This window comes from Orrella daihaiensis (assembly GCF_022811525.1).
GTDB lineage: Bacteria > Pseudomonadota > Gammaproteobacteria > Burkholderiales > Burkholderiaceae_B > Algicoccus > Algicoccus daihaiensis.
This window is the reverse complement of record NZ_CP063982.1, coordinates 1,383,232-1,401,067: the sequence shown is the minus strand read 5'-3', so window position 1 is coordinate 1,401,067 and position 17,836 is coordinate 1,383,232. Positions and strand designations below refer to the sequence as shown.

Genomic DNA, 17,836 nt, shown 5'->3' with positions numbered 1-17,836 from the left:
TTAATCAACCTGCTCCTGATCCCCTGCGAACTGCATCTTAAAGAGTGCAGCATAAGCGCCATCAACAGCCAACAACTCCTGATGCGAGCCACTTTCGATGATGCGCCCGTGATCAAGCACCACAATCCGATTTGCATTCTGGACGGTTGAAAGCCGGTGCGCGATAACCAAGGTCGTGCGCCCATTCATTAAGGTCTCAAGTGAAGTCTGTACTTGGCGCTCAGACTCATTGTCTAGGGCAGAGGTTGCCTCATCCAGAATCAAAATCGGCGCATTCTTGATCAACGCCCTGGCAATAGCCAAACGTTGCCGCTGCCCGCCCGATAGCCTGGTCGCGTTTTCTCCGACCTGTGTTTGAATGCCATCGGGCAAGCCGTTGACGAAGTCAAGCAGGTTAGCCGCGGCGAGCGCGTCCGTTACCTGCGCATCAGTCACATCATGCAAGGCACCGTAAGCGACGTTGCTCGCAATCGTGCCGTTAAACAAAACAACATCCTGACTGACGAGCGATAACCTGGCACGCAGGTGCTTAAGTGACAACGTCTGAATGTCCACACTGTCGATACGTACGGCACCAGAGCTTGGAGTCACAAAACGAGCCAAGGTGTTGACCAAAGTTGTTTTGCCACTTCCGGATCGGCCCACCAGGGCAACAATTTCACCGGGCTCAACCGTCAGCCAGATATCGCTCAATGTATCTCGTTCAGCGTCTTCAAACCGATGGGTTACACCGGCAAACTCGACGCGCCCACGCACCACTGCCGGGAAATCCCCCCCGGTGACGACATCCTCGCCAGCCTTATCGATCAAGTCGAAAACGCTTTCTGCTGAAGCCAGCATCTTTTGCATATTGCTCAGCACACTGGTTAGTCGTTTAACCGGATCAAAAATCTGCGCCAAAGCGGCCATAAATGCCGCAAAGCTGCCCACGGATAACACCCCTGATGTGGTCTCGTTTAAGGCCACACCGATAGCCAGTGCCACGGCCACCGCGATGATGACTTGCGCAATTGAACGTAACGCAGAGTCGGCGATGGCAGTGCGCATCTGGTGGCGGCGTAACTGCCCGTTCACATGGCTGAAACGGTCTCGCTCTACTTCATACCCGTCGAATAACTTGATAACTCGCTGCCCAGAGATGCCCTCAGAGACCACATCAGCAAGACCAGCATTGCTACTGATGGTCTCACGGTTAATACGCCGAAGGCGCTTCATGAATAAACGGGAAATAAAGATCGATGTTGGCATCACCACCAAAATAATCAGTGTTAATTGCCAAGACATATAGAACAGCACTGCCAGCAGTGAAATCACAACCAGCGTCTCACGAACCAACACGGTGACAACGCTAGTGGCCGTAAATGTGATGTTGCCTGCGTCGACCGTAAAACGATTCATTAGTCGCCCGCTATCGCCCTTTTTGAATTCATCATCGGGCAGGGACAGCAACCGGTCGAACATATCGCGGCGCAAACCGAGCAGCATGTGGTTAGCGACCCAGGCGAGCAAATAATCACTCACAAAGGCACAGATGCCTCGAAGCAATACCAATGCCACGATTGCAAGCGGAATCTGCCAGACATAGCCCGGTTTAGCACCGCTTACACCTTCATCTAACAAGGGCTTCATCGCCACAGCCAGGGTGGGCTGTGTAGCTGCCGCGATTGCCATGAAGAATGCCGCAGCTGCCAACGCTTTCCAGAATTTTCCGACTCGCGAATAAATACGACCCCAAACAGCGCTTTTTAAAGGGTGGTCAGTATGCGGATTGGCATTAGCCTCTTTCAACTTGAACCTTTCATTTGAACAAACCCGAGCCTGCCGCCATAATGGCGTCAGTCCATAAAGTCTGGATTGTAACGACCACTGCCCTACGCTGCGCACAGGCCAAATTGATAGTGACTAAATCTGCACACGCGAATTCGCCAATCATCGTTCGCCTGCCTAACTGGGTTGGCGATGTCTGTATGAGCCTTCCCTGCCTGAAAGCGTTGTCTCTAACTGGACACCCTCTGATTGTATGCGCCCGTGCCTGGGCAGAAGACCTCGTCAAGGAGTACGCGCCGCAACACTTTATTGCTGTGTCAGGCAACTTCCGGTCGGACTACCGATCCATCAAGAATCTGACGGCGGCAACCAGACACAGCGCATTGGGTCTAGTTTTGCCAGATTCGCTCTCTAGTGCAGCCCTATTTCGGTTCGCAGGTATCAAATCAATCGGTTATCGAGATGACGGTCGCAGTCTATTGCTGCGCTGGCCTGTCAAAAAGCCAGATCACTCAATACACGCCGCCGAAAAATGGTGGCTACTGACCAGGCAGGCCCTGCTGACCTGGCACATTCAGAGCCCCCTGCTGGCTCACGCGCACGCTGAGACACCTATGGTCACCTTGACCACGAGTGCGCAAGACCTCGATGTAGCTCAAACCAATCTTATAGCGCATGGCCTAACACCGAGAAACTTTGTTTTGCTTGCCCCCACGGCTACGGGCACACACCACGGTAAAGTCAAAGTATGGCCATATTTTGCTGAGCTTGCTAGGTTACTGAGGTCTGAGGGCACCGCAGTGGCGATGTGTCCTCCCCCACAAGAGCGTGAACAAGCCAAACGAGCGTGTCCAGACACCACTTTGCTTGATCCGCTATCCCTGCGGCAGTTCTGCGCATTGACTCAATTGTCTAGCTTGGTGGTTTGTAATGATTCGGGCGTTTCACACTTGGCAGCCGTGGCCGATGCGCAACAACTCACCCTTTTTGGGGTAACCGATCCCAGCATCACAGCTGCCCGGTCAGCGCAAGCCGAAAGACTGGGTACAAACGGATGCTGGCCTGACTTACATGAAGTCTTTGCAAAAGTAAGGCAGATGCTTGCAAAATCACAGAATATTGATCAATAAACTATAGACATTCGCCATGGTCAGTAGCTTGGCATACAGCTTGCTATTTCCACCCAACGTACTGGTAGCTCTCGTTGTGCTTGCAGTACTTCTGCTGCTGATCAAGCGCCGGATACTGGCGATTACCTGCTTGTTATTCGGGTTGGCCTGGGTGCTATTGTGGTCGCTGCCCATCACCACTGTGTTCTCAGGTGGATGGTTGGAGCATCGCTATCCGGCTCGTGAACCAGCGGCATACCCCCAAGCGCAGGCTATCGTCGTACTCGGTGGCCACATCCAGGGCAATCGTCGAAACTGGTTCGAGCCCTACGACCGAATCAATGTCGTTGGCCGGGAATCTTTGGCGGCGGATCTCTATAAAGCTGATCGAGCACCGCTGATTGTGCTTTCTGGCGGAGCGCTAGAAGGCAATATCAGCGACACCGCAAGCATGGCCCGCTCTCTTGAAAGGGCCGGTATACCCGCACAGGCCATTGTGCAGGAAACAGAGAGCCAAAGCACCCTCGAAAATGCAGAGCTCACGCAAAAAACATTAAAAAAACTCAATCTCGATCGAGTGTTGTTAGTCACCTCTGCACTGCACATGCCCCGAGCCATGGCTGCTTTTGATGGCACCTCCGTCGCGGTGACTCCTGCTGCGTTACCACCTCAAATTAGATTGGACGGCTCAACCCCACAAACCAATTGGTCACCCGACCTGCATACACTTTTGGCCAGTCGAAGCATCATCAAAGAGTACGCGGGATTGGTGATCTATTGGCTAACGAATCTGGTTGGTTCATCTTGATGATCCACCGACCACCAGATGCATCGCTTATAGTTCGGTTGCCACATCGCAACCAATAAAACTGGCGACAACAGCCAATTAGCGCATGAACACCAAACTTAGCTTCGAGCATTTTGAATCTTTTTTGACCCTGCTATTTGCAGTGTCTGTGTTTGTATGGAAGCCCGGGATGTACGTTGCATCCGGCGCCATCACGCTCTATCTGATGGTGCGTTGTGCGATACAACCCGATTACCGACACATGGTTTGGAACAACCGAATCACCAAAGTGTCGTTAGCGATCTTCTTGCTTGGCTTAATCACTGCCAGTATTGGTGCCGAGCAGTTTCAGGACATCACATGGATGGCCCGTAAGACATTATTCCTGCCTGCTGTCGTCTTTTTCGTATTTGCATTGTCTAGGCAACTGAATCGAAACATTGCCATGGCTGGATTGATCACAGGCTTTTGGATTGCCTCGGTTTTGACGCTCAATGAATACCAATGGCAATTGAACTTTGGCGATCGAATGCAAGGACCATGGCCACAAGGCACATGGGACTCATTGCTCGGTTTGTTTTTTGCCTTCATGGTGCTCAGTTTTAAATGGACAGGAGCAAGCAATGCTCAACGCGTCATCCATCTTGGCACCACAGCCTTGGCCCTGCTCATGCTTGTGCTGGCCGGTGGTCGGGCACCCTGGATCGGTGCCTTACTTAGCCTAGCCATCTACTTTGTGTTTTTTAAGCCTAATAAAAAGCTGGTGCTCTTTGGATTAATCACTGGTGTAATAGCCAGCACTCTAGTCCTAACCACCCTGGAGCAAAAAGCCCAGCCGGTAATCGAGCGGTTTGCTTCGGTTTTCAATACCACAACCAACAGCTCCAATTGGATTCGCCTGCAATTGTGGCAAATTGGCATTGCTCATCTAAATCAACTGGCCAAGGACGACCCCGTCGAATTCATCGTGGGCGGAGGGGCTCAAAGTTATGATGCAAAGCAGGTGGCATTTTTTGAGACCATGCCATATAACGATGCGGACCGCTCCCGATTAACAGGCTACGGGTACCCGACAGGTGACACCCACAACACCTACATAGACAACGCACTGAGGCATGGTGTTTTGTGGACGCTAGCCATGACTATTTATCTAATTTGGCTATGCACCCGATTTAGTTGGCACATCATTAACAGCAATCCGACGCCATCGATCTTGCTCATGAACCTGCTGATCGTGGGCATGTTCTACACGGTCGTCCCGCACTTTGTCACACTTTTCTTTGTGTTGTTTTGGGCGATGCTTCAGATGAGTCAGCCTCATCCTGCTGACAGGCGCGCTACTTGATTAGCGTTCGATGTTTGGCGTAGCGCCTAAATGTTGCATCGCAAATACTGCAAAGCTCTCGCCAGCTCCATCTGAGACAGACCATTATCGATCTGACTTAAATCAGACGCGCCCCGAAGGACCAGTGCTTTAGAACTGTTCGGATGCCAGTGATCAAACTCGATGCCTGAAGAGTTGTAAATGGCCACCAGTGGACGCTCAAAACCCACGGCAATATGAACAACAGCTGTGTCAACTGACACCACGCCATCGCAACGAGCAACTTGCTCAAAGAGATCGTACACGGACGACTTATCCGGATTCAAAAACACTCGCTGTTGCCAGGCGTGCTTGTGAATCATGTTTTGCACGACCGCGTGATGGTCGGGCAACACCAGCACAACCACATTAAATTGATTTGCCAGCAGCCCGCGCACGATTGACTCAAACCAGACATCATTTAGATACTTCTTGCGACTTGCCCCATAGGGGCACACGCCGATAACCTTGCCCTTTGGCCACCATAGATCAACCCGGTGACCAGCCTCGGGGATTCTCGGTATCGAATATCGCCTTGAATTGACATCGACGCCGATCTGTTCAAGCCAAGGTACAAGTTTGTCGGCAAAGTGCAAGCCGAGCGATCGTTGGCCAAGCTTGACATCAACCATTCTAAGCTCATCATCAAGCCCGACAACGTGCCGCGGCTTCAGATGGTGTACAAACCATAAATCTCGTGCGCGCCAGGCCATGCTCAAATGCACAACATAACGTGGACGCTCCAGCTTTGAAACGATCGATCTTAGGCTCTTGAACCCATGGCGCTTGCTTGCCCGATAAACAGAGTCAATGCCATAACCCCAACGGTACAAGTCCTCGAGTGACTCACCAGTAATCACGACAATTTCAAGATCAGGGCGTTGCCGCTCAAGCGCACGCAAAACCCAAGACAGGACAATTGTGTCCCCGAGCTTGGCATCCCAACGTATGAAGACCACTCGGTCTTGAAAGACACCATCCTGACGGTTGGGCCTGTCCCATATCCAAATAGCTAGGCGCCGACGCAACCGGTCGCGCCAGCGTTGCACCGACTCAGTAACGTATCTCAACATGACTGGCATCGACCCATTTAGCCAGTTCGCCGATCAACTCGTCTGGAACATGAACTCGCCAATGCTCGCCCAAACGCACAACACATTGTGCACCTTTGGTTTGGTAGACAACTTCAACAACCATGCCTTGCTCAGCATTTGGAGCGCGATAGGGTTCAAGCAACTGCTCAAGTCGTTTGGCATCGGCATTGCCATTGAGCTCGATTTTCAGGGCACGAGCGCGCGATTCACGCATGGCTTGCAGATCGAATATTTCATCGACCGACACCCTTAGGCCACCTGAGTATTCGTCTAGAGATACACGACCACTGACCACGAGCAAATGATCTTCACGCAAGCGGTGCCGATTTGCTTCATAGAGCTCATTAAATAGCGCCACTTCAATCTGCGCTGTACCGTCATCAAGCGTCGCGAACAGCATCTTGCCGCGTCGAGTCATTTGCGTTCTGACCGAAGCAATCGTACCTGCCAACCACTGGTTGTCGCGTGATGGTGAAATTTTTGATAAGGGCTTGGTCACTACTCTACGGACCTCATCATGCCACGCATCAAACATGTGCCCACTAAAAAAGAAACCAAGCGCAGCCTTCTCTTCAATGAGGCGACGCCGTAAATCCCATGGGGCTATTTTGGCGAGCTCGACAGCGACCACCTCGCCGGCATCATCACCAAAAAGCGATGCCTGGCTAGCACTACGCGCTGCTTGCTCAGCAGCTTCTATCGCCTTGGGTAGGGTTGCCAACAAAGCAGCGCGATTGGCGTCGATTGGATCAAAGGCACCTGCTCGAATCATGGACTCTATTGCCCGCCGATTGACAATCTGCCGATTAATACGATTGCAAAAGTCGGCCAACGATACGTATGCGCCCTGAGCATCACGCGCCCGAATGACTTCCTCGATCGCCGCCTGGCCAACGCCTTTAATGGCCCCCAAACCATAACGGATCGTTCGGGGAGGCTTGCCCGCAGCGCTATGCTCGTCCTTGACTGGCTCAAACCGATAACCCGACGCATTGACATCCGGTGGCAACACTTTAACGCCATTGGCAATGCAGTCGCGCCAAAAAATCTGCACTTTGTCGGTGTCATCCATATCCGATGACAGTGTGGCCGCCAAAAACTCGGCCGGGTGATGTGCTTTGAGCCAAGCGGTGTGATAGGCGATTAAGGCATAGGCGGCCGAGTGCGACTTGTTAAAACCGTAGCCCGCAAATTTCTCCATCAAATCAAATAGCTTGACGGCCAACTGCGGATCATGGCCCTTCTTTTCCGCGCCCTGTTGAAACAACTCACGCTGTTTAGCCATTTCCTCAGGCTTTTTCTTACCCATGGCGCGACGCAAAAGATCGGCACTGCCCAGTGAGTAGCCACCGATGATCTGCGAAATGAGCATCACTTGCTCTTGATAAACGATGACACCGTACGTGCTCTTAAGCGTATGCTCCAAATCCGGGTGGAAATAATCGACCGCTGCTCTGCCGTGCTTACGATTCACGAAATCATCGACCATGCCCGATTCCAAGGGGCCAGGACGATATAACGCCAACACGGCAATGACGTCTTCAAAGTTGCTTGGTCGCAGCTTCTTAAGCAACTCTTTCATGCCGCGTGATTCAAGCTGAAACACTGCCGTGGTGTTACCCTCACACAGCAATTGGTAGACCATTGGGTCATCCAGGGTCAGCTTCATGATGTCAAAGTCGGTCAAATCATCATTGAAGCGCCGTACATATCGGACTGACCAATCGAGAATGGTGAGGTTGCGCAGCCCCAGGAAGTCAAACTTCACCAAGCCAGCGGCTTCGACATCATCCTTGTCGTATTGCGACACGGCGCTGGCATCCTGACCTGGCTGGCAATATAGGGGGCAGAAATCGGTTAGCTTGCCAGGCGCAATGAGAACGCCACCTGCATGCATGCCCACGTTACGCGTTAATCCCTCAAGCGGTCGCGCAAGATCGATTAACGCCCTAACCTCGTCCTCACGCTCATAGCGAGCTTTGAATGCCGGCTCATCGGCTAGTGCCCGCTCAAGTGTCCAGGGGTCAGCCGGGTTAAATGGGATTAATTTCGACAACCCATCACACAGGCTGTAAGGCATGTCTAGCACTCGCCCCGCATCGCGAACGACAGCCTTGGCACCCAGTGTTCCGAAGGTGGCGATCTGACTGACCGCTTGCCGACCATACTTTTGTTTGACGTAATCAATCACCCGTTCGCGATTGTCCTGACAAAAATCGATATCAAAGTCAGGCATGGATACCCGTTCAGGGTTCAGAAAACGCTCAAAAAGCAAGTCATAGCGTATTGGATCCAGATCAGTGATGCCCAGGCTGTATGCCACTAAGGAGCCGGCTCCAGAACCTCGACCAGGACCCACAGGAACACCATTATTCTTACCCCAGTTAATGAAGTCCTGCACAATCAGAAAATAGCCTGCGAACCCCATCTGGATGATCGTCTGACACTCCCAGTCAAGCCGGGCTTCATAGGTCGGGCGCTGGCGCTCTCGTTCAGCCGGATCCTCAAACAGTTGCTCAAGCCTTATATTTAAGCCATCCTGAGACAACTTGACCAGGTAATCATCAATCGACAATCCGTCTGGCGTCGGGAAGTCAGGTAGCCGCGGTTGACCGAGTGTCAAATTCAAAGTGCAGCGTTTGGCGATTGCAAGCGTATTGGCGATTGCGGATGGCACATCACTAAAAAGCTCCGCCATGTCCTGTGATGTACGCAAATACTGATCTGGCGTAAATCGTTTGGGACGATTGGGGTTGGTCAGGATCTCGCCATCAGCAATGCAAACCCTCGCCTCATGTGCCTGAAAATCGTCTGCAGACAAAAATTGCACCGGGTGAGTCGCCACTACCGCAAGCCCAATCGATTCAGCCAACGCAAGACTCGCATCGGTGCACTGCCAATCGGCCACGTTGTCAGTACGCTGCAATTCCAGAAAATATCGACCGGGCAACGCGCATTGCCACTGCGTGGCCAGTTCCTGAGCCAAGTCGGCTTGCCCTGCCAGCAAAGCCTGGCCGACATCACCATGTCGGGCTCCAGACAGCACAATCAACCCCTCATTGGCCTGTGGGTCAAGCAACCACTCCCGTTTGATTTCGGCGCGCCCCTGGCGGGCATTTTCCAGCCAAGCGCGTGTAATCAGTTCACACAGGCTTCTGTAACCCGTATCGTTGGCTACCAATAGTAAAATACGAAAAGGTTTGCTTAAGTCAGCCTCATTGGTTAGCCCAATGTCGCACCCGGCAATCGGCTTTAACCCTTGTGCACGTGCAGCCTTGTAAAACTTGATGAGGCCAAACACGTTGCCCAAATCAGTTAAGGCTACAGCAGGTTGGCTGAGCGCACGCACCCGGTCGACCAGATCGCCAATGCGAACCATGCCGTCCACCACCGAAAACTCGGAGTGAACGCGCAGGTGAACAAATGGGGTAGTAGTTGGGTCTGACATGCAGTCGATTGTACCGAAGGAGTGTCCAAACGCATCATGAAATGGCTGATTCTTTTTTTATGGCTAGGCTCGGTTTTACTAGCCCACTTTCGCGGACAAGTCAGGCTGCCGCTCAAGCGGCAATTGCTTGATCATTCAATCATCTTGGCACCCATCAACGCATTGATGGTACTGACTTCAAAGGTACCGACAACGCCTTACGTCCCGGTGTCGCGCCTGCCAGAGCTTAAGCTGCTCGAAGACAACTGGCAGACCATCCGAGACGAGGCATTACAGCTGGCTCAACTCAAAGAAATCAAAGCACCAGACAAACACGACGATATCGGTTTTAACTCCTTTTTCAAGTACGGATGGAAACGGTTTTACCTGAAGTGGTACGACGCCAAACACCCTTCCGCAGAAGAGCTCTGCCCGCAAACTGTTGGACTGCTTAAGCAAATTCCGTATGTCAAAGCCGCGATGTTTGCTGAGCTGCCACCTGGTGGTCGCCTAAATCCACATCGAGACCCATTTGCCGGTTCGTTACGCTACCACCTGGGCCTTGCTACGCCAAATGACCCACAGTGTTATATCGATGTCGATGGCATCCGACACATCTGGCATGACGGCGAAGGCGTTATCTTTGATGAAACCTACGTGCACGAGGCACACAATAAGACCGACTCAAATCGAATCATTCTGTTCTGCGATGTCGAACGGCCACTCAAATGGCGTTGGGCCGAGGCATTTAATAGATGGTTCGGGCGCCATGTGATGTCTGCCGCAAGCTCGCCAAATGCTGAAACCGATCAAACTGGCTTTATCAACAAACTCACTCATGCTCACTGGGTCATTGACCAGAAACGAAAGGCCTTTAAAGACGCCAATCGAACGCTCTACAAAGCAACCAAAATTGGCTTGATTGCACTGGCTATTTTGTTGTTCTTGGCAATCTGAGGATGCAGGCTCAATGGCACTAACGCTTTCATCGACAGATTGCGGTCCGGCAGCAAAGACAATCCGATGGGTAACGCCCGATCTCTCATGATTCTCGTTGATCTGACAAAGTATTTTTTTCGATTCATCTTGTCAGACCGTAGAAAAAAATACGGCAAGACCATAGACGGAGAAGAAATTTTCTCAAGCAATTACCAAGATCTGGCTGTCATCAAACTATTTGATCGAAAGCATGGAGGCACCTATGTCGAAATAGGTGCGCAAGACGCAGTCAAACGCAGTAATTCCTACGCACTTGAGATCAACTATGGCTGGCGCGGCCTATCATTCGAAATTGATCGAGAATATGTGAGGTTCTTTAACTGGTTTCGCCACAACACGTGTATCGAGGGCGATGCAACCAAGCATGACTACGCTGAAATTTTTAACCAGCACGCACTCCCAAAAATCATCGACTACCTGCAAATAGATATTGATCCACCAGAGGCCTCTTTGGCGGTACTTAAACAAATACCGTTTGATCAGTTCAGCTTTTCTTTTATTACGTTCGAACACGACGCGTACCAATTCGGACAACAGACCGCGCTCGCGCAACGCCAGATATTAGAGCTCAATGGTTATGTGCCGCTGGCACTTGACGTGTCACAAGACAATAAACCCTTTGAAGACTGGTGGGTTAGCCAAGCAATCTTTGCAAAGCTCGCTGACAAAACAGATCTACCCCTCAAAAACCAAGACTGCCAGACAATAGCGATTGAACTTGCCAGACTCTAAGGCTAAGCTGCCAGCTCTCTGCCAAAATACATTTAATGTCTCGTTAACGTGCCAAGGCCTGCCAGACTTTATGCAATCGCTTCACCGATACGGGATACGGCGTGCGCAATCGTTGCGCAAATAACGCCACCCTCAGCTCCTCGAGCATCCAGCGAAACTCATCCAAAGCAGGATCTGGCGCACCAGCCAAGCTTGCCTTGGCACGTTGATAGTTCGCCACCAGTGGCGCCATCTCATTGATTTTGGCCTGATCCTTGTCCGCATCTGCGCGCAAAGCATCAAACCTTACCAATACAGCCTGTAAGTAGCGAGGAAAGTGCCTCAGATGTTCATAAGGCGTTTGCACCACAAAGTACTTGTGAATCAATTGTTCGAGTTGGGTATGAATATCTTGGCAAGCGCTTGGATGCACTTTGAATTGCACCAAACGCTTTTGCACATCTGACCAGACCTGCAGGATCTCCAACACCAATCGCCCCATTTCTTGTGCTAGCAGCCCTACCCGCTCCTTGGCCTGCTCACGACAAGCATCAAATTGAGCAGCCGTGACCGGCCAATCACCAGCCAAACAAGCCTGATACAAGGCTGCATCGACAATCTGACCGCGCAGTTCATCCCACGTACCCAACGGCATATACAACACACCTAGCTTAAGGGACTGCGGTAAGTTTTTCTCGATAAAACGAATTTGCTCCTTCAGTGCCAAGCGTAAAAGTCGAATCACCCCCCTGCGATGATGTTCACGGGCTATGTGGGGCTCATCAAATACATCGATGCGACAGTGGCTGCCCTCGTCCACCAATGCCGGATAGCCGATCACCGTTTGCCGTTGACGACGGATCTCCATAATTTCAGGTAGCTCATCGAAACACCAGCCAGTGATCTCTTGCTGAGGTACGTCTGCCATTACAGGCTGGCCCTCTGCGGCCATAGCCTGCAGGGTCTGTTGCGTCTGACGTCCAAGATCAGCTTTGATTTGAGCGAGGTTTCGACCGGCTTTGAGCATGCGACCGTGCTCATCAATCACCTTGAAATTCATGAATAGATGTGCTGGCAAGCTGTCAAGCCGAAAATCCGAAATAGCCACCTTTACATGAAACTGTGTGTCGATATCCTGGATGATCGCAGCCAACAAACTGCCCGGCGGGTGATCGAGGCGATCAAACCATCTATCAAAAAATGCCTTGGCATACTCAGGTAAAGGCACACAATGCTTACGCAGCTTTTGTGGCAGAGACTTCACTAACCACTGCACCTTCTCTTTGAGCATGCCCGGCACAAGCCACTCCCAACGCTCAGGCGATAGTTGGTTCAGAACGACCAGAGGCACCGTCAAAGTCACGCCATCTTTGCTGGAACCCGGCTCAAAGTGATAATCGAGTTTTAGTTGGGTGCCTTGCCAACTCACGGCCTTGGGAAACACATCGCTGGTGATACCGGCAGCCTCATGCTGCATCAAGTCCTCCCGCGACAGTTTCCATCGCACTTGTTGCTCAGCGGGCAAATGCCTGAACCAATGTCGAAATTTGGCGAGTTGGCAAATATCTGCTGGCAATAGCTGATCATAAAATCGCGCAATTAGCTCCTCATCCACCAAAATGTCAGGACGACGGCTACGATGCTCGAGTTGCTCAATTTGCCTAATCAAACGCCGATTGTGAGCCACAAAATCAAATGGCACATCCAGTTCGCCAGGCACCAGTGCCTCGCGTATGAATGTCTGACGGGCCTGCACCACATCGATAGGCCCATAATTGACTAGCCGCCCGCTGTAGACCGGCAAACCAAATAGTGTCGCTCGCTCGTGCGCGACCACCTGCCCACGCCTGCCATCCCAGCGCGGGTCTGACCAGCTACGCTGTAACAAATGACCACCAACTCGCTCTATCCAAACAGGCTCTATCTTGGCGATACAACGCGCATAGAGCTTGCTGGTTTCGACCAATTCAGCGGCCATGATCCATTTGCCTGCGCGCTTGGCTAACTTGGAGCTCGGGTGAATCCAGAACCGAATGCCACGCACGCCCTGATAATGCCCCGCTTGCTCAGCGCTCAAACCTACTTGCCCAAGCAAACCAGCCAACAAGGCAGAGTGAATCTGTTCAAACGTGGCTTCAGTTTGGTTAACCCGCCAGCCCTGCTCTCCCACCAAAGCGGCAAGTTGGCCATGGATATCATGCCATTCGCGCAGACGCGGCACTGACAGGTAATTCTGCTTTAAGAGCTTGACCAATTGCCGTTGTGAGGATTTATGCGCTACCTGATCGTGGTACCAACTCCAAAGCTTGAGCAGCACTAAAAACTCTGACTGTTTATCAGAGAACTTGGCATGTGCTTGGTCGGCAAGCTCTCTGGCCTGCATGGGCCGCTCACGAGGGTCCTGCACCGCTAGCGCCGACGCAATGATCAGCATTTCATGCAAACACTGTTGATCTCTGGCTGCCAACAACATGCGGCCAACCCTGGGATCTAGGGGAAGCTTTGCCAGAGTGCGACCGACGGCTGTCAAATGATTCAACGCTTGACCGTCACGCCCAACTTTCTGAGTCAAGGCACCCAATTCTTGCAGTGTCTGGTAACCATCCGCTATGGCCCGACCGGTGGGCGGGTCGACAAATGGAAAGGCATCAATATCATCGAGCGCCAAAGACTTCATGCGCAAAATGACGCCTGCCAACGATGAACGCAGGATTTCAGGTTCGGTGAATTCACGCCGGCGTTTGAAGTCCAACTCGTCGTATAGGCGAATACAAACGCCTGGGCCTAAACGCCCACAACGCCCAGCGCGCTGGTTGGCAGCCGCCTGACTGATAGGCTCAACCTGTAACTGTTCGACTTTCTGACGCCAGGAGTAGCGCTTAACGCGTGCCAGGCCAGAATCCACCACAAACCGAATACCAGGAACTGTCAGGGAGGTCTCCGCAACATTGGTGGCCAGTACCACGCGCCGAGCGCTGGTACTAGGTCGAAAGATCTCCTCCTGCTCATTTTGGGATAGCCGGGCATACAAGGGCAATATCTGCGTGCTCGGCGGATGATGCTTGCGCAAGGCCTCAGCAGCCTCGCGAATTTCACGCTCACCGGGCAAAAATACCAACACATCACCAGGACCGAGGCGTGCACATTCACCCACAGCCTCGACAATGGCATCGGTCAGTTCGCGCTCCTCGTCGCTGTCATCACCGCCTGTCAACTCGCCTTGCTCGATCTGTGTGCGAGGCTGCGTGACAGGGTGATACAGCACCTGAACCGGATACAACCTGCCCGACACATCAATCACAGGCGCTGGCTGACCATCCGGGCCTGCGAAATGCGCCGCAAAACGGTCAGCATCAATGGTCGCTGATGTAATCACCACTTTTAAGTCGGGTCGCTTGGGCAACAGCTGGCGTAGGTAACCCAATAAGAAGTCGATATTTAGGCTACGTTCGTGTGCCTCATCGATAATCAGAGTGTCATATTGCTTTAGCAAGCGATCACGCTGGGTTTGTGCCAACAACACGCCGTCGGTCATCAGTTTGATCGCGGTAGTTGATGCCGCCCGTTGATGAAATCGAATTTGATAGCCAACGAGCTCACCAATCGATGTCTGCAACTCTTGTGCAATCCGCTTGGCAACCGAGGTGGCTGCCAGCCTTCTGGGTTGAGTATGGCCGATCATGCCTGCCCGCCCTCTGCCGATCGACAGACAGATTTTCGGGATCTGTGTGGTTTTGCCTGAGCCGGTCTGCCCGCTGATGATCACGACCTGATGAGACGCAATAGCGCGCGCGATTTCATCACGCGCCTGTGTGACTGGCAATGCCGGATCAAAACTGATCACGGGCTCAGCTCGTGGGGATTTGGCAACGGTTAAGTCCGCAGACGGCTCGGAATTCAATGCTTACGCTCTGTCGGTGAGGCAGGAAATATTTACGCATTATAAAATCGATAGCTAATCAAACCTTACTAGGATCTCACCCAACGATGAACGTCACCCCCGACAACGCTGTTGTCGCTAAAGAGCCAGACAACGACTCACTATCTGGTGCAGTCGCCGACACCGTATCGGCTTTAGGTGCCCCCGACTCGGCGGGTCCACAGTTTGTCCGCTGGTTTCGCGAGGTTGCCCCTTACGTTCACGCTTTCCGTGGCAAGACGTTCGTGGTCGCCTTCGGCGGTGAGCTTGTACAGGCCAATGCCCTGAATCCGTTAATTCAAGACTTGTCACTCTTAAGTGCGTTAGGCATTCGGCTAGTGCTAGTGCATGGATCACGGCCACAAGTCAATGAACAACTTCGCCTTAAGGGCTACACCCAACAATTTGGTCGGGGTCGACAACCGACGGACGATGCGGCCCTCGAATGTGCGAAAGAGGCTGCCGGTGAAATTCGTCTAGATATTGAGGCTGCATTCAGTCAGGGATTGCCCAATACACCGATGTCGCATGCCCAAATCAGGGTGATCTCTGGGAATTTTGTGACGGCGCGCCCGACGGGGGTCATCGACGGCGTGGACTATCGTCATACTGGACAGGTTCGCAAAATCGACATTGACGCCATGAAAGCGGCTATCGAGCGCGGCTCAATTGTCGTTCTGTCGCCTCTGGGGTTCTCACCCACAGGCGAAGCGTTTAATCTCGCCATGGAAGAGCTCGCAACCAGTGTAGCTGTTGGGCTGCGCGCAGAAAAGCTAATCTTTCTGACCGAAACACCCGGGGTGATCGACGAGGACGGCAACGTGGACACCGAGCTCGCACGACTTGACGCCGATGCACTGCTGGCAGCTGGTGGCCTCGATGAGGACACCGCTTTCTATCTGCACTACGCATCCCGAGCTGTCAAACGCGGTGTCGCCCGTGCACACATGGTGCCATTTAATCTGGACGGTTCAGTTTTGCTGGAAATATTCACCCACGATGGTGTTGGCACCATGGTGGTTGAAGACACGCTTGACGACTTGAGACCAGCCACCATTGATGATGTTGGAGCCATCTTGCGCCTGATTGAACCGCTCGAATTTGATGGGACATTGGTGCCGCGTGGCCGAGCCTCCATTGAACGCGACGTAGAGAACTTCTCGGTGCTGGAACACGATGGCGTTATCTTCGGTTGTGCCACCTTGCATCACTTTCCCCAGGAGCAAATGGCCGAGATGGGCTGCCTGATTGTGCACCCGGAATGGCAGGGTTCTGGTGAAGGCGAGTTGCTGCTCAGACACATGGAATCCCGAGCGCGTGCCTTGGGTGCCAAGCGCATGTTTGTATTAACCACTCGTACCTCGCACTGGTTTATCAAGCGTGGTTTTGTGCAAGGTGGAGTATCGGATCTACCCAAAGAGCGACAATCGGCCTATAACCGGGCGCGTAACAGTCAGATCTTCATCAAGCGACTCTGACAATACATTGGGTGCAAACACGCCCGCCAGCGTGGTCTTTGCTTGCAAAGCACCACTAACCACTACAATGTCATTGGTCAATAAATCGATCGGGCAAGCCGATCAAAACAAACAAGCAAGAGGTGATGCATGGCTCGAATGGTGAATTGCGTAAAGCTCAAAAAGGAAGCGGAAGGTTTGGATTTCCCGCCCTACCCAGGCGAGCTTGGCAAACAAATCTGGCAAAGCGTCTCCAAACAAGCTTGGCAAGAATGGATGGACGTTCAGACCAGACTCGTGAATGAGAACCGCTTAAATCTCGCTGACGCGCGCGCACGTAAATACCTGAAAGAGCAAATGGAAAAGTTTCTGTTTGAGGACCAGGATATCGAAGCACAGGGCTATGTACCCCCGTCGGCGTGACGGCCTAGCCATCATAAAACCACCCTGTCCCAGGGTGGCTTCTTATTGTGATCGCTACTCTGCTTGAGTTCTTTCAGCGACCAAACGCTCGGCAGCCTTGACACCTTGGTGACGCACATCGGCTCCGTGCACCATAAAGATCACGCGCTCGGCCATATTCTTGCAATGATCTCCAATGCGCTCCAGAGAACGAGCCACAAACAAAAGCTCGATAGCACCTGAAATCGTTCTAGGATCCTCGATCATGTAGGAAATCAAGCCACGTAACGCGGCTTTCCACTCTTTATCCACTTGCTTGTCATGGCGAACCACTGCAGCGGCTTTGACCGAGTCATGCCGTGCAAAACTATCCATCACATCATTGAGCATCTCAGATACGGCACGAAACATGTGCTGCAATTCAAGTTCGGGAACAAACCGCTGCGCATCATCATGGATACGATTAGCAAGCTTGGCGATTTTTTCCGCCTCATCGCCGCAACGCTCCATGTCGGTGAGCATCTTGGTAACCGCCAAAGCAATTCGCAGATCCACCGCCGTGGGCTGGCGCCGTACGATGAGATTTTGAACTTCCTGGTCTGTTAAAACCTCAAGTTCATTCACTTCCTTTTCGGTTTCACGGACTTTTTCGATGAGATCTGTGTTGCCGGTCAGCACCGCTTGCATTGCATCAGTGATCATGTTTTGCACACAACCACCCATACGCAGCAAATGGCTGCGGATCTCGTCAAGTTCGACATCAAACTGCTTATAGGTATGCTCAGTCATGGTGGAGGCTGA

The 17,836-nt window shown here is 52.3% G+C and carries 12 protein-coding genes; 7 read left to right on the top strand and 5 right to left on the bottom strand.

Translation table 11 applies throughout. From position 1 onward, the window contains the following. Complete coding sequence (gene msbA, locus DHf2319_RS06375; RefSeq protein WP_243479955.1) at positions 1-1,788, bottom strand: lipid A export permease/ATP-binding protein MsbA; 1,788 nt, start codon at positions 1,786-1,788, stop codon at positions 1-3. Between the two features lie 179 nt (positions 1,789-1,967). Here msbA and DHf2319_RS06370 point away from each other — a divergent pair, with 179 nt between their 5' ends. From DHf2319_RS06370 to DHf2319_RS06360, 3 genes are all read left to right on the top strand, one after another. Beyond that, entirely contained in the window at positions 1,968-2,897 is a 930-nt protein-coding gene (locus tag DHf2319_RS06370; protein WP_243479954.1) for a glycosyltransferase family 9 protein, read from the top strand. 16 nt (positions 2,898-2,913) lie between these two features. Beyond that, the gene (locus DHf2319_RS06365) at positions 2,914-3,684 is read left to right on the top strand and encodes a YdcF family protein (protein WP_243479953.1); all 771 of its coding nucleotides are present in this window, start codon (positions 2,914-2,916) and stop codon (positions 3,682-3,684) included. 85 nt (positions 3,685-3,769) lie between these two features. Continuing rightward, positions 3,770-5,008: an O-antigen ligase family protein gene (locus tag DHf2319_RS06360; protein ID WP_243479952.1), complete on the top strand. Its 1,239-nt coding sequence runs from the start codon at positions 3,770-3,772 to the stop codon at positions 5,006-5,008. A gap of 26 nt (positions 5,009-5,034) precedes the next feature. Here the strand turns inward: DHf2319_RS06360 and DHf2319_RS06355 are convergent, their stop codons facing one another. After that, positions 5,035-6,099: a glycosyltransferase family 9 protein gene (locus DHf2319_RS06355; protein ID WP_243479951.1), complete on the bottom strand. Its 1,065-nt coding sequence runs from the start codon at positions 6,097-6,099 to the stop codon at positions 5,035-5,037. Then, entirely contained in the window at positions 6,080-9,568 is a 3,489-nt protein-coding gene (gene dnaE, locus DHf2319_RS06350) for a DNA polymerase III subunit alpha (protein ID WP_243479950.1), read from the bottom strand. Before dnaE ends, DHf2319_RS06355 begins: the two co-directional genes overlap by 20 nt. 36 nt (positions 9,569-9,604) lie before the next feature. Here dnaE and DHf2319_RS06345 point away from each other — a divergent pair, with 36 nt between their 5' ends. Continuing rightward, positions 9,605-10,504, top strand: coding sequence for an aspartyl/asparaginyl beta-hydroxylase domain-containing protein (locus DHf2319_RS06345; RefSeq protein WP_243479949.1), 900 nt, complete (start codon positions 9,605-9,607; stop codon positions 10,502-10,504). Between the two features lie 66 nt (positions 10,505-10,570). Then, positions 10,571-11,278 carry a hypothetical protein gene (locus tag DHf2319_RS06340; RefSeq protein ID WP_243479948.1) on the top strand — a complete coding sequence of 236 codons (708 nt, stop codon included), beginning with the start codon at positions 10,571-10,573 and terminating at the stop codon, positions 11,276-11,278. Between the two features lie 43 nt (positions 11,279-11,321). On the opposite strand, the gene hrpA is transcribed toward DHf2319_RS06340, so the two are convergent. Further along, the gene (gene hrpA, locus DHf2319_RS06335; RefSeq protein ID WP_243479947.1) at positions 11,322-15,158 is read right to left on the bottom strand and encodes an ATP-dependent RNA helicase HrpA; all 3,837 of its coding nucleotides are present in this window, start codon (positions 15,156-15,158) and stop codon (positions 11,322-11,324) included. An 86-nt stretch (positions 15,159-15,244) separates the two neighbouring features. Here hrpA and argA point away from each other — a divergent pair, with 86 nt between their 5' ends. Both argA and DHf2319_RS06325 read left to right on the top strand, forming a co-directional pair. Then, positions 15,245-16,654: an amino-acid N-acetyltransferase gene (gene argA / locus DHf2319_RS06330; RefSeq protein ID WP_243479946.1), complete on the top strand. Its 1,410-nt coding sequence runs from the start codon at positions 15,245-15,247 to the stop codon at positions 16,652-16,654. Between the two features lie 129 nt (positions 16,655-16,783). Then, entirely contained in the window at positions 16,784-17,056 is a 273-nt protein-coding gene (locus tag DHf2319_RS06325; RefSeq protein WP_243479945.1) for an oxidative damage protection protein, read from the top strand. Positions 17,057-17,110: 54 nt separating this feature from the next. Here the strand turns inward: DHf2319_RS06325 and phoU are convergent, their stop codons facing one another. Beyond that, positions 17,111-17,824, bottom strand: a complete 714-nt coding sequence (phoU, locus tag DHf2319_RS06320) for a phosphate signaling complex protein PhoU (RefSeq protein ID WP_243480036.1) — start codon at positions 17,822-17,824, stop codon at positions 17,111-17,113. Positions 17,825-17,836: the final 12 nt, after the last annotated feature.

Excerpts from the sequence above, each read along its gene's own strand:
- DHf2319_RS06370 (WP_243479954.1), top strand. The coding sequence starts at position 1,968 with ATGAGCCTTCCCTGCCTGAAAGCGTTGTCTCTAACTGGACACCCTCTG.
- DHf2319_RS06365 (WP_243479953.1), top strand. The coding sequence starts at position 2,914 with ATGGTCAGTAGCTTGGCATACAGCTTGCTATTTCCACCCAACGTACTG.
- DHf2319_RS06360 (WP_243479952.1), top strand. The coding sequence starts at position 3,770 with ATGAACACCAAACTTAGCTTCGAGCATTTTGAATCTTTTTTGACCCTG.
- DHf2319_RS06355 (WP_243479951.1), bottom strand. The coding sequence starts at position 6,099 with ATGTTGAGATACGTTACTGAGTCGGTGCAACGCTGGCGCGACCGGTTG.
- dnaE (WP_243479950.1), bottom strand. The coding sequence starts at position 9,568 with ATGTCAGACCCAACTACTACCCCATTTGTTCACCTGCGCGTTCACTCC.
- DHf2319_RS06345 (WP_243479949.1), top strand. The coding sequence starts at position 9,605 with ATGAAATGGCTGATTCTTTTTTTATGGCTAGGCTCGGTTTTACTAGCC.
- DHf2319_RS06340 (WP_243479948.1), top strand. The coding sequence starts at position 10,571 with ATGGGTAACGCCCGATCTCTCATGATTCTCGTTGATCTGACAAAGTAT.
- argA (WP_243479946.1), top strand. The coding sequence starts at position 15,245 with ATGAACGTCACCCCCGACAACGCTGTTGTCGCTAAAGAGCCAGACAAC.
- DHf2319_RS06325 (WP_243479945.1), top strand. The coding sequence starts at position 16,784 with ATGGCTCGAATGGTGAATTGCGTAAAGCTCAAAAAGGAAGCGGAAGGT.
- phoU (WP_243480036.1), bottom strand. The coding sequence starts at position 17,824 with ATGACTGAGCATACCTATAAGCAGTTTGATGTCGAACTTGACGAGATC.